At 40.1% G+C, this 13795-nt stretch carries 9 protein-coding genes and 1 pseudogene; 8 read left to right on the top strand and 2 right to left on the bottom strand.

What is annotated here, in order from left to right:
* Window positions 1–519 precede the first annotated feature (519 nt).
* The 3 genes from LK416_07165 to LK416_07155 all read left to right on the top strand — a co-directional run bounded on the left by LK416_07165 (window position 520) and on the right by LK416_07155 (window position 2147).
* On the top strand, window positions 520–768 hold the full coding sequence (locus LK416_07165) for a hypothetical protein (protein UEA73493.1): 249 nt from the start codon (window positions 520–522) through the stop codon (window positions 766–768).
* Window positions 769–793: 25 nt separating this feature from the next.
* Window positions 794–1297: a hypothetical protein gene (locus LK416_07160; GenBank protein ID UEA73492.1), complete on the top strand. Its 504-nt coding sequence runs from the start codon at window positions 794–796 to the stop codon at window positions 1295–1297.
* Window positions 1298–1517: 220 nt separating this feature from the next.
* Complete coding sequence (locus LK416_07155) at window positions 1518–2147, top strand: helix-turn-helix domain-containing protein (protein UEA73491.1); 630 nt, start codon at window positions 1518–1520, stop codon at window positions 2145–2147.
* 19 nt (window positions 2148–2166) lie between these two features.
* On the opposite strand, the pseudogene LK416_07150 reads toward LK416_07155, so the two are convergent.
* A pseudogene (locus LK416_07150) lies at window positions 2167–2478 on the bottom strand (magnesium transporter).
* Window positions 2479–2860: 382 nt separating this feature from the next.
* On the opposite strand from LK416_07150, the gene LK416_07145 reads away from it, so the two are divergent.
* Both LK416_07145 and holA read left to right on the top strand, forming a co-directional pair.
* Complete coding sequence (locus LK416_07145; protein UEA73490.1) at window positions 2861–3244, top strand: VOC family protein; 384 nt, start codon at window positions 2861–2863, stop codon at window positions 3242–3244.
* Window positions 3245–3459: 215 nt separating this feature from the next.
* Window positions 3460–4473 (top strand): DNA polymerase III subunit delta, encoded by a 1014-nt coding sequence (gene holA, locus LK416_07140; protein UEA73489.1) that lies wholly within the window; start codon window positions 3460–3462, stop codon window positions 4471–4473.
* Between the two features lie 178 nt (window positions 4474–4651).
* Here holA and rpsT read toward each other — a convergent pair whose 3' ends face one another.
* Window positions 4652–4915 (bottom strand): 30S ribosomal protein S20, encoded by a 264-nt coding sequence (gene rpsT, locus LK416_07135; GenBank protein ID UEA73488.1) that lies wholly within the window; start codon window positions 4913–4915, stop codon window positions 4652–4654.
* A 297-nt stretch (window positions 4916–5212) separates the two neighbouring features.
* Here rpsT and LK416_07130 point away from each other — a divergent pair, with 297 nt between their 5' ends.
* The 3 genes from LK416_07130 to LK416_07120 all read left to right on the top strand — a co-directional run bounded on the left by LK416_07130 (window position 5213) and on the right by LK416_07120 (window position 13781).
* Window positions 5213–6448: a serine hydroxymethyltransferase gene (locus tag LK416_07130; protein ID UEA73487.1), complete on the top strand. Its 1236-nt coding sequence runs from the start codon at window positions 5213–5215 to the stop codon at window positions 6446–6448.
* 9 nt (window positions 6449–6457) lie between these two features.
* The gene (locus tag LK416_07125; GenBank protein UEA73486.1) at window positions 6458–8014 is read left to right on the top strand and encodes an LCP family protein; all 1557 of its coding nucleotides are present in this window, start codon (window positions 6458–6460) and stop codon (window positions 8012–8014) included.
* A 148-nt stretch (window positions 8015–8162) separates the two neighbouring features.
* On the top strand, window positions 8163–13781 hold the full coding sequence (locus LK416_07120) for a fibronectin type III domain-containing protein (protein ID UEA73485.1): 5619 nt from the start codon (window positions 8163–8165) through the stop codon (window positions 13779–13781).
* Window positions 13782–13795 lie beyond the last annotated feature (14 nt).

The following is a 13795-nucleotide window of genomic DNA, read 5'->3' as shown; positions in this document are numbered from 1 at the left end:
TCTACCAAGCCTAAAATGAAATAATGGGTATATGAGAGAAAAGATTTGAATAATACCCTTGGTGAAACGGGATTTGGGGTATTGTTCAAGAAAATAGGCTGTCATACCAATGTCAATGTCGGGGTGCAGGGTATGGAAGAAAGTAAGCTAAGATAATACCCGCCCAAGCGGAGTGCACCGGGTATGAAAGAAAGCAAGCTAAGATAATACCCGCCCCAGCGGAGTACACCGGGTATGAAAGAAAGCAAGCTAAGATAATACCCGCCCCAGAAGAGTGAGCCGGGTATTGGAGAAGGAAAACGAAAATAATACCCGCCCCACCGGATTGAACAAGGGTATGGATAAAGAAAATTAGACAATATACCCCAAACAGGATGAGCAGAAGGGTATGCAAAGTGGGAAAATAGCCTGATACCATGGGAGAAGTGCTCTCAAGGGGTATTAATAAATGGAAATGAGAGTTATACCAATAAAAAATATTGCAGAATAACAGCATATAAAGAAACGAGGAGAATGCGTATGATCAAAGATATGATAATAAAAAGAATTGCTGAATTGAAAAATGAAATACATGAGATTGAGATGTTAGAGAAAACACTTCCGAAAGAAGAATTAATATGTGCCAAAAACGGAAAAGGACACAAGTGGTATTTGAAGAATGCAGGAAAATCAATATATCTGCCAAAGAAAGAGAGACACTTGGCTGAAAAACTTGCTATGAAAAAGTATTATATGTTAAGAAAAAAAAGATTTAATGTGCGAGCTTGAAGCATGCAAGGCGTATATCAGAAAAATGCCAAATGAAAATGATACATCTGGTATGCTATTAAAAAATGAAGGCTATGTTGAATTGCTGGGAAAGGCATTTGGACCACATTCAGAGAATTTAGAAGCATGGATGGCAGAAGAATATGAAACAAATAAGAAATATCCGGAGAAGTTGAATATAAAAGGGACACAGGGCAAGTATCTTCGTTCTAAATCAGAAGCAATGATCGATAATGTTTTATTTCGGGAAAGAATACCATTTCGATATGAAAATCAATTGGTGCTGGATGGGATAGTAATGTATCCGGATTTTACGATTCGACATCCAAAAACAGGAGAGTATTATTATTGGGAACATTTCGGTATGATGGATAATTCGGAATATGCGAGTCATGCCTGCAGGGAAATAAAAACATATTGTGATAATGGAATAATACCATCTATTAATTTAATTATGACGTATGAAACCAGTGCTTGTCCTATCGGAATGGAAAGAATAGAACAAGTGGCAGAATATTATTTCGGATAAATGACACATTTGATATAATGAACGCAAAATTATTTGCTCGCAAGGATGCTGATTTTGCGGAATGCATAGAATGTGCGAAGCACATGATATAATTAGTATAAAGAAATGGCAAACTACACTCTACAGTGCGTAGAATCCGCAGAAATTCACCATTTTCTACGCTTTATGGGTATGATGCCGGATGCAGGTATGTAATAATCTGGTCAGAAAGGAGGCAGATATGGATCAGATCAGTATAGGCAGGTTTATTGCAGCAGAAAGAAAAAGAAAAGGTTGTACACAGAAGCAACTTGCAGAAAAACTGAATATCAGTGATAAAACAGTTTCCAAATGGGAATGTGGAAAGGGATTTCCGGAAGTGTCCCTGTTATTACCTTTATGTAAGGAACTGGACATTACGGTAAATGAACTGTTGTCCGGTGCAAGAGTGTCTGAGGAAGAATATCAAAAGAAAGCGGAGGAAAATATGGTGAATATGATTAAAGAAAGAGAAGAAAACAAGAAGAAATTAATTCCTACAATTATAACGGGTTTAATTGCAACGATATCATTTATTACATTGATCATGGTTGTTGCAGTGTATACAGAGGTGATCGCAGTACCGGTTAAGATATTACTGGTAGTGATCGCATGTGTTATATTTGGTTGTGGACTTATGGTTGCGATGGAAGGTGAGCGCACCATCGGTTATTACAAATGCCGTCATTGCAATGAGTTGTTTGTTCCGACCTTTGGTGCATATACAATGGGAATGCATATGATTTCAACCAGATATTTGAAATGCCCAAAATGTGGAACAAAAACCTGGTGTAAAAAAGTTCTGGCAAAAGAAAATAGAAACATGATGTAAAAAAGTTCCGGTAAAAGAATTCATCCAGAATATCCAGAGCATCATCTGCATCCATATCGGATATGACTCTTGCGGCTTTATCAAGTGACAGTTCATTCAGATATGGTTTGGCATCATCCAGATAGGAGAAAATCTCTGCAAGCCGTGGAATATCGATCATAGTGTACAGGCGCATTCGTTCTGTTTCGCTCAGTTTTGTGATTGCTTCAGCGATATCCTTGTCATGATAGTTAGACAAATGCCTTTGCAGCGTCTGTGCATTCTTTGCATTACGAATGATCTTTACAAGTTCCGTTACATAATATCTTTTAAATACTGTGATTTTCTTCATTGTGACCTCCTTCCTGCCTGTTTTTAGGCATAAAAATACATCGTCTCAGTGTGAAGACCGGATGGTCAGGATCGTCTGATGCGATGTATGAAAAGGCACACAACAATATAAGATGGGGTTATCGGATCTCCATAGACAGCCACATCCATTGATGCTTCGTTATCACAGCACCGCATATTTTACTTCGTCCAATACGATCGCAACTATCCATGAAAATTCACCTCCATTTGAAAATAGAATTTTGAAATTTGATATTTATCAAAACCTCTGAAGCTATAACAAAATAAACTCAGATTGGCAACCTCTAAAAACATATATGGGAAAATTTTAATATTTGTGTTATATTTTTCAGGGAAATATAAAATACAGGAGGAAATCGGAAATGCAGATAGAACATGTTGCTATGTATGTAGAAGATCTGGAAAAGACAAAAGATTTTTTTATAAAATATTTCGATGCAAAAGCCGGTGAGCGTTATTATAATCCACAAACAGAGTTTCAGTCTTATTTCTTAAGCTTTGATGGTGGAGCAAGACTTGAGATCATGCAAAAGCCAAGGGTGTCAAATCTGAGAAAGGAACTGGCAAGGATCGGTCTTATTCATGTGGCTTTTTCGGTTGGAAGCAGAGAGAAAGTCGATGAACTTACCAAGAGACTTCAGGAGGACGGATATAAAGTCATCAGTGGACCGCGGGTGACGGGGGACGGATATTATGAGAGCTGCATTTTTGATGTAGAGGATAACCAGATCGAGATTACGATCTAAGTGACAAGAGAAAGATGAGAGAAATTGAAGCGGAAGGATCGATTGGGAATCCGACTGGTGGCATATCTGGTGGGCTTTGTACCGGGATCGGTAACAAAGGCATTTGGAATATGGCGTGATCATCTGTATTACGGAAGAATATCATAGACAGGTGTTGAAAATAAAAACGGTATTTGGCATAATGTACTGGAGCAGGAAAGAAAGGAGACATAGCTATGGCAGCAGGAAAAAAGCAGAACGATAAGGATGCAATGGCGGTTATAAATGAGCATATAAAAAACGAAAGCTATGCTCCGGTATATCTGTTATATGGGGACGAAACATATCTCGTGAACCAGTACAGAGATAAATTGCTTTCGGCGGTAACAGACCGTGACGACAATATGAACTTTGCAAAGTTTGCAGGCGAGAAGACAGATCCGATGGAGATCATAGGCTTCTGTGAAACAATGCCATTCTTCGCTGATCGGCGTGTGGTGCTGGCAGAAGGGACCGGATTGTTTAAAAAGAGCTGTGAGGAATTTGCGGAGCGGATCAAAGAGCTGCCGGATACTTCGCTGATCCTGTTTGTTGAGTCAGAAGTTGATAAGAGAAATAAATTATATAAAACCGTTGATAAGCTGGGAGAAGCCCTGTGCTTTGAAACTCCAAATGAGAAGACTCTGGCTGTATGGGTTAAAGGAATGTTCAAAGGCGAAGGAAAACAGATAACCGATGATGCAATCCGTTCGCTGATCGAGCATACCGGATCGGATATGAATTCGATCAAGAATGAGATTGATAAACTGATAAGCTATACAGTGGACAGAGAGGCTGTAACGGCATCCGATGTCGAGAATCTCTGCGTGGGGAATTCGGAAGGACATATCTTTGAGATGATTGATGCAATCTCCAGAAAACAGCAGGATCGAGCAATCCATCTGTACCATGAGTTGCTTGAAAACCGGGAACCGGCGATGCGGATTTTGTTTTTGATAGCGAGACAGTACGATCTGTTGTTAAAGACTAAGATGTGTCTTGCAGAGAATAAGAATTATGCAGATACGGCATCTGTACTTGGGGTTCCGTCCTGGTCGGTGAAGAAATATGCGGAACAGTGCCGGAATTATTCGGAACAGGAATTAAAGAAGATCATGGAAGCCTGTCAGGATACTGACTATAAATTAAAGACGAGTCAGGCATCGGATGTAGTGGCAGTGGAAGTGCTGTTAATATCATTGAGTCGGTAGCTGGTATGTGACGCGCAGGAATGCAGTGAGTCAAAACATATCGTAGGTATTGCGATTTGGATGCCGGAATTATTACACAAAAAAACAGAACCTCAAAGGTTCTGTTTTTTTGACGGTTTTGATTATATATGTGCAGCCTTACATATGTAATCAATTATAAAAATATATATGAGTCAGATTAAGCCATCTTGTTGACAGCAGCTGTAAGACGTGATACTTTACGAGAAGCATTGTTCTTGTGGTAAACGCCCTTTGAAGCAGCCTTGTCGATCTCTGAGATAGCAACCAGAAGATTTGCCTGAGCAGCTTCTTTGTCACCAGCAGCGATAGCAGCTTCTACCTTTTTGATAACTGTCTTAACCTTAGACTTGATCATCTTGTTTCTTAAAGTCTTCTTGTCAATTACTTCAATTCTTTTCTTTGCAGATTTGATGTTAGCCAAAATTCTCTACCTCCATTTGAATTATAGATTATAATAAGGTTTTTACATTAAAACCGGACACGGACAATTCAATGTAAACATACTCATCAATATTAGTATAGAGAGATTTATTTGTCAAGGGGCGAAGTGAAAATATTTCCATTTCTGAAAAATAAGATCGGATCTTATTCCTATCAATTTTATTTCTATCTTATTTCATCCTATTTCTGGTACTTGTTGGCTTGTATGGAAAGGGAGGACATGGTATACTGTCTCTATTAATGCGTTATATATTATTACATACCAGGAGGTAAGAAAATGTTTGGATTTGATGAAATTACAAAAGTGGATCCGGAAGTTGCGGCGGCAATGACGGATGAACTGAACAGACAGAATAACAATCTGGAGCTGATCGCATCAGAGAATATCGTATCAAAGGCAGTTATGGCAGCTATGGGAAGCCATCTGACAAACAAATATGCGGAAGGTTATCCCGGAAAAAGATATTATGGTGGATGCCAGTATGTAGACGTAGTGGAAGATCTTGCCAGAGAGCGTGCAAAAAAATTATTTGGATGTGAATATGTAAATGTTCAGCCACATTCCGGAGCACAGGCGAATATGGCAGTATTTTTCGCTATTTTAAATCCCGGCGATACGTTTATGGGAATGAATCTGGATCACGGCGGACATCTGACACATGGTTCACCTGTAAATATGTCCGGTAAATATTTTCATTGCGTACCTTATGGTGTAAATGATGATGGATTTATAGATTATGACAAGGTTCTTGAGATCGCAAAGGAATGCAAGCCAAAGCTGATCGTAGCAGGTGCATCAGCATATGCAAGAGCAATCGATTTCAAGAGATTCCGTGAGATCGCAGATGAGGTTGGTGCATATCTGATGGTAGATATGGCACATATCGCAGGTCTTGTAGCAGCAGGACTTCATATGAGCCCGATTCCATATGCACATGTTACAACAACTACTACACATAAGACACTTCGCGGACCTAGAGGTGGTATGATCATGTGCAGCAACGAGATCAATGAGAAATTCAACTTCAATAAGGCAGTATTCCCTGGTATCCAGGGTGGACCTCTGATGCATGTCATCGCAGGTAAGGCAGTATGTTTAAAGGAAGCATTACAGCCGGAATATAAGGAGTATCAGGCACAGGTTGTAAAGAATGCAGCAGCACTCGCCTCTGCATTAATGGCAAGAGGCTTCAATATCGTATCAGGCGGAACAGATAACCACCTTATGCTGGTAGATCTTCAGAATCTGGGCCGTACCGGTAAAGAAGTGGAGAAGCTTTTGGATGAGGTTCATATCACTGTAAATAAGAACACAGTACCAAATGATCCAAAATCTCCGTTTGTAACAAGCGGTATCCGTATCGGAACACCTGCAGTTACAACCAGAGGGGCAAATGAAGCCGATATGGAGACAATTGCTGAGGCGATCAAGGCAGCAGTGATTGATGATGATAAGGCAAGAGCAGAAGCCCTTGTTAAGAGTATTGTAGAGAAATATCCACTGTATGCATAAGGTTGTTATATGGAAGATTTATTTGACGAGAAGCTGTTAGAAGCGATCCGGCTTGCAGAAGCATTGCAGGATGGACAGTCAGAAGAAAAAGAGTCAGAAGGAAAAAAGACAGAAGTAAAACAGGATACCGAAAGCAGCGGTCCGGTCAGCCGGCAGGAAGAGCAGGCGGCTGACCTGGCTCCTCAGACGGGTGAAGAAGCTGTTGATCTGTTGATCAAAGAGATCGTACAGGAAGCGCAGGATGAGATTGCAGCGGAAGGAATCCTAACCGAAGATATAAAAAAGAATTTTTTTCAAAAGAAAGCGGAAAATCAGAACGAAACTTCGGTCAGAGAAAAAACTCAGAATCAAAAAAGAGATATTGAGAAAAGTACAGATGAGGATCTGTATGTACGTGCGCGGGAACATAAGCGAATGGGGCCGAAAAAGCTGCGTGATCCGTGGAGCCTGAAGAAGAAAATAATTGTTGGCACATTTGTGGCGATCCTTGTTCTGGTCGGAATACCGACAGCTATTCTGGCTTGGATGATAAATCAGGGAAAGAAACAGCTGGCAGCAAATGCAGCATCGGAGATCATTAGTTTTCATGAGGATGGTTCGCATTCTACTGCGGTAACCTATAATGGAAAAAATTATGTATATAATAAAGACATTATATCGATCCTTGTATTTGGCGTAGATAACAGTGAGTATCAGGCACCAAAAGAGGATTCTTCCGGTGACCTGAATCTGTATGGGGAAGAGACAACGGAAGAAACCGATACCAGAGACAGGGATGATGAATTGACATATTCCGATGCAAATGGATCGGAATATGTACGATATGGTGGAAGGGTTGATATGTGTTTCCTGTTTGTATTTAATAAAAAGACAGGAAAACTGGATGTGATCGATATTAACCGGGACAGCATGACGGATGTCGATATCTGTACAACGAAGGGCGAGGTCGCGCTGACTGATACGATGCAGGTGGGGCTTGCCTATGGATATGCAGATGACGGGACGATAAGCTGTCAGAATTTCACAAAGACGATTTCAGAGATGCTCTACGATCTTCCGATCCATGGTTATATCGCACTTGATATGGAAGGGATTGCGGATATCAATGACGCGGTAAAAGGTGTTACCTTATATGCCAAAGATACGGTGAGTGAAAATGTATTTGCCAAGGATACAGTGACGCTTGAAGATGAGGATGCATATAAGTATGTAGAGAAGATGGCGACCAGAGTGGAGACTCTTGGGGAACATGCAAACCGGATGGCAAGACAGGAACAGTATCTTACTTTATGGATTGAGCGTTTCCTGCAGCTTTATGGAGATAGCAGGAAAGAAGCAAAGCTTGTATATGAAGCGGCAAAACCATATATGCAGACAAATCTGGATCGAAATGATATCCTGTATTTATATTACCGGATGCATGGTATTGATCTGAATGTGGCGGAGTCGGATGTGATAGATCTTCCGGGTAGATACGAGAGAAATACATATTTTGATGAATATAAATTGGATCAGGAAGCGTTGGTTGATTTATTGATCCGGGTATTTTATACAGAAAAAGAATAATTTGTAAAAATGTTCCAAATGCGGATTGAAGCAAGATCAGAAAAATGGTAAAATTGACCTAGATTTTGCGGGTTTTCCGTATTTGGAATTTTTATTTTACAGGGCGGTCTGCTCCGCAGACAAACGAAGACATGGAGGGTTGCATAATATGAAAAAATGTGTAAAATTCGTAACGGCGTGGCTGCTAACCATTGTAATGGTAGCAGTGACAGTATTCCAGTGGGGAGGACTGGCGGCAGGTGCCGGAGGAACCGTACAGGCGGCAGACCTGATCGATCTGAGTGATGAAGACACGAATAACGTAAAAATTAATCTGACAAATAGCACAGGGAACTTCCGGTATACAGGTTCTCCGATTGAACCGGAATTTTCTGTTACCGTGAATGGACAGACGATCAGCCCGAATTGTTATACGGTTGAATATAAGGATAATGTAGAGCTTCGAAAGGGAACAGAATCAGCTGAGATCTGGATCTATGGTATTGAGAGTCGGGGATATACAGGTTCTCAGTATGCATATTTTCATATTATAGAGGGCAATATTTCAAAAGCTGACATTGCTTTTAAAGGTGATGCATATTATAACAGTACAGGATCGATCCTGTATGTGCCATATGTAAAACCGGGAGTAATGAATCCACTTATTGATAAAGTATCCTATGGAGGAAAAAAGTTAACTGAAAATAAGGATTATACATTGACAAAGGGAAACGCATTAAAAGGAGTTGGAGGAAGTGGCAATCTTGTTATTACAGGAAAATCAGGCTCTAACTGGTCATCGGCTTCTTCTTACAGTAAGAAAATACCTTGGCAGGTAGTAAAGACAGATATTGCGTCCGAGAATATCACCATGGAATATACAAATTGTACCTATGATGGAACAGCAAAGGCACCAAAGATTACAATAGAGGATTCCAGATTCAGAACATATTATCCAACAGCAACAGTTGATGGAACATTGGAAGAGGGTACAGATTATACAGTTACATATGGCGATGCAGCTCATGATAATATACAGCCGGGAACCGTGAAAGTAGTGATCACAGGAAAAGGTAATTATTCTGGTTCGGTTGAGAAAGAATTTACGATCAGTGATGCCGGAAAGAATCAGGATATTTCCCAGGCGGATATCAAAGTATCGGATGCAACTTATACCGGTGCAGCGGTGACTCCGGATGTAAAAGTTGTCTATGCCGGTACGACATTGAAAAAGGATAAGGATTATACGGTTCAATATCGAAATAACATAAATGTTGGTACAATGACTGCAACTGCAGTTATCAGTGGAATGGGTGATTATACAGGCTCGGTAGAAAAGAACTTTACGATCAATAAAAAGGATTTGAGTGATCCGACCATTAAGGTTACAGCAAGTGATGTGACATATGCATATGGTTCTAATGTTTCATCACCTGTAATTACTGTTACAGATACAGCATCGGGAAAAGAATTAACTGGTGGAACATATGGTACAGATTATACGATCAGTTATCCTACACGTCCTACAGAAGTTGGAGACAATTATTCATTTACGATCACAGCAAAGGCAGATTCTAATTATACAGGAACTGCAACAGGTACATATCGGGTGCTGCCACTTGATGTGTCACAGTCCGTACAGGTGACACTGGCACAAACGGAATATGAGTATAATGGTGAGGCGTTTAAGCCTGCTGTAACAGCTGTAGTTGTAAATGGAATAACCTTGGAAACCGGAAAAGATTATGCAGTAGATTATAAGGATAATATAGATGCTGGTGATAAGGCTAAAGTTATTGTTACATTTAAAGGAAATTATACAGGAAGTGTGACATCATACTTTACGATCACATCACCACTTCCAAATGTTAAAGATGCGTCTCTTGCAATAGAGGATCAGACATATACAGGAAAACAGATCACTCCGGATGTAAGTACGATAACGATAGCAGGTCAGACCTTTACAAAGGATAAGGATTATACCGTTACTTACGGGGAGAACAAGAATGTTGGTTATGGTCAGATCACATTGACAGGAAATAAACAGACCTGTGCAGGAACCCGTTTGATTGAGTTCAAGATCAATGCAGCGAATATTAATCGGGTTTGTACCGTGAAAGGTCTGGTATCCGGTCAGAAATTCGCATATACCGGTTCGGCGATCATACCAAAGATATCTGTAATTTACGGAAACATTACTCTGGTTGAGAATGAAGATTATACGATCCAGTATAGTTCATCGAATCCGGTAAAAGCGGGATCGTACGTTGTGGTGATCACTGGTAAAGGTAATTATACAGATCATATAGACCTGTTGTATATGATCACTTCCGTTTCTATTGATAGTGCAACCGTTAAATATGCAGAATATGATAATATCTATAATGAATCTGCAAAAAAGCCTAAGGTTACAAGCATTGTAACGGAAGATGGAACAACAATAACTGATCTGAATGCTTTTGATGTTACATATACAAATAATGTAGATGCAGGAACAGCTACGATTACAGTAAAACCAAAGAGTACAAATAGTAATTATACAGGAACTGCAAGTACAACCTTTACGATCAAGAAAGCAACCCTTTCAAATGACACCTGTACGATCAATACTGTTTCGGATCAGACATTTACCGAAAACGAGATCAAGCCGGAACCGACACTGACAATTGCCGGAAGAACCCTTGTAAAAGGAACTGACTATACGGCAGATTATACAGATAACATAAATGTCGGAACAGCGACGATCCGGTTTACAGGAACAGGCAACTATACAGGTAATGCAGTAAAGACATTTAATATCGTAAGTAAGAGTATTGCAGGAGCCAAGGTAACAGTTCCGTCACAGACATATACCGGTTCAGCACTTGCACCGTCAGCTGATCGGATATCTGTTGTATTAGATGGCAAGACGCTGGATTCAAAGTATTATACAGTTAAGTATACAAATAATACGAAGGCGGGAACAGCTACAGCAACTGTAACAGGTAAAAACGGATATAGCGATTCGGCATCAGGAGATTTCACGATCGAGAAAGCAACGATTGATAGTTGTACCGCTGAATATTCCGGAAAAATGATGTGGAATAACGGACAGGCAATTACGCCGGAGATCACTTTGAAACTCGGCAATTACACCCTTGTAAAAGGAACCGATTACACAGTTATTTATAAAAACAATCAGAATGAAACCGCAAATGCTGAGATTAATGTAACAGGTACAGGCAATTTCACAGGAACTAAGACCTATTACTTCGAGATCACAAGAAACAGAACAGATATTAATGACAGTTCCATTAAGGTTAATGCATCAGATCTGGAATATGATGGTGGAAAGGAAGTAACACCGGTTATAACAGTGACACAGAACGGAAAGCTTCTGGCAGAAGGAGAATCTTATGATGTAGCTGTGACAAATAAGACCAATGGATATGAAGTCGGTTCAGTAATTACTGTGAAGCTCACCGGTAAAGATGCATTTGCAGGAACAAGAGAAGCGACATTCAAGATCACGGCAATTGACCTTACAGGAGCAGTAGCAGAACTGGAGAAGGATACATTTGAGTATACAGGGGATGCGATCATTCCGGTTGTGAAGATGATCACGACAAAGTCAGGGAAGAAGATTACAGATCTGTCTGAACTGAGGGTACAGCCTTCTAATAATACGGCGGCAGGTACAGCAACGGCAACGATCACAGGTAAGACGAATCATTATACCGGAAGCATATCAAAGTCTTTTGAGATCCGGAGAAAGTCAATTACGGCAGCAGATATTATTTGTAAAGTAGCAGATGCAACCTATACAGGATCTCAGATACGGCCGAAGACATCAGATGAAATTAAGGTAACCAGAAATGGTAAGGAACTTAGTTTATGGACTGATTATAAGATCACATCCTATGGAGAAAATATCAATGTAGGTAAAGGTAAAGGTAAAGGATTTGTAGTTATTGAAGGTGTAAATAATTACACCGGTCAGAAGACTGTATACTTTACGATCAATCCGCAGAGTATAACCGGAGCAACAGTAAATGTTAATCGTTCTTATACCTATAATGGAAAGGCATGGGAGCCGCAGGCATCTGATCTTACAGTCAGCGTAAATAGCAGACAGTTAAGTTCAGGTGACTACACGATCACACGCTATGATGATAATACAAATGCAGGTACAGCCACAGTTACAGTTGCAGGTGTTGATAACTACACCGGGACAATGACAGGCAATTTCACGATTGCGGCTAAGAACTTACAGGATAGCAGCATTGATGTGAGATGTGCCTCAAAGGTATCCTATGAGGATGGTAAGGAATGTAAGCCTCCAGTCAGAGTTTATGATGGAAGTAAAGAACTGACTGGAAATGATTATACTGTTACCTACGAGAACAATACAGCTGTAACAACGGAATATTCAAAGGCAAAAGCTATTGTCAAAGGTATGGGTAACTATACAGGTCAGTTTACCAAAGAGTTTGAGATCAGTAAGGACATTATTAATATTACCGGTGCCACAGTAACGGTAAATAAGACATTTGTATATAACGGAAGTGTACAGACACCGGAAAAAACGGATATCACTGTAAAATTAGCAGATGGAACGGTACTTGATAATACATCATATACAATTGTAGCAGTAAAGGATAATATAGGTGCAGGTACGGCTACGATAACTGTAGAAGGCTGTGGAGATTACTCAGGTACGGCATCAGGAACCTACATGATCGCACCAAAGAATATCACAGAATGTCAGGTCCATTATTCTTCAAGTGTTGATTATACCGGTGCAGAATGTAGACCGGGAGTAACTGTAATGGATGGAGAAGCTGTAGAACTTGCAAAGGATAAGGACTATACAGTTTCTTACAGCAATAATACAAATCCCGGAACAGCTACGATCACTATAAAAGGTCAGGGCAATTATACCGGAATCTATACCGGAAGCTTTACGATTGTAAAGAAGAATGATCCAACACCGGAGAAGATCAATCTGTCATCCGCTGTGATAACAGTTGCAGATCAGACCTATACCGGACAGGCATTGATACCAAGTATAACAGTAGTGTTAAATGGAGCGGTTCTTCCGGCATCAGCTTACACCGTAGCATATAGCAATAATATAAATGTTGGAACGGCAACTGTTACGGTTACAGGTCAGGGTAATTATGTTGGAAGCGCTTCGGCGACATTTGCGATCAAGGCAGCAGCAAAGCCTGTTACACCTACGGTAACAAAGCCGGGTAAGGTAAAAGGAATCAGTGTAAAGAGTGTAAAGACAACATCTGCAACCCTGAAATGGAAGAAGGTATCAGGCGCATCCGGTTATATGATTTACAGGAAGAATCCATCAACCGGAAAGTCGAAGCTTGTGAAGACTGTAAGTTCAAAAACAGTTTCTTATAAAGCAACAAAGCTGAAATCAGCAACCAAGTATACATACACGATCTATGCTTACAAATTGTCAGGCAAGACCAAGATCAAAGGTTCCGGCACAGCATACACATTTGTTACAAAGCCGGGTGCTGTTAAGAAGACAAAGGCAGTATCCAAGAAAGCAAAGACATGCGTAGTAAGCTGGAAAAAAACAAAGGGAGCCGATGGTTATGAAGTCTATATGGCTACGTCCAAGAAGGGCAAATATAAGAAGATCGGTCAGACAAAGAAATTAACACTTACCAAGAAGAAATTAAAGAAAGGTAAGACCTGTTATTTCAAAGTCAGAGCGTATAAGACATATAAGGGCAAGAAAACCTATGGTGCTTATACAAAGGTTATAAAAGCAAAAATCAAATAGATGAAAACTTTATA

The sequence above is a fragment of the Lachnospiraceae bacterium GAM79 genome, from assembly GCA_020735665.1.
GTDB lineage: Bacteria > Bacillota > Clostridia > Lachnospirales > Lachnospiraceae > Coprococcus.
This window is presented reverse-complemented; position numbering and strand designations above follow the sequence as displayed.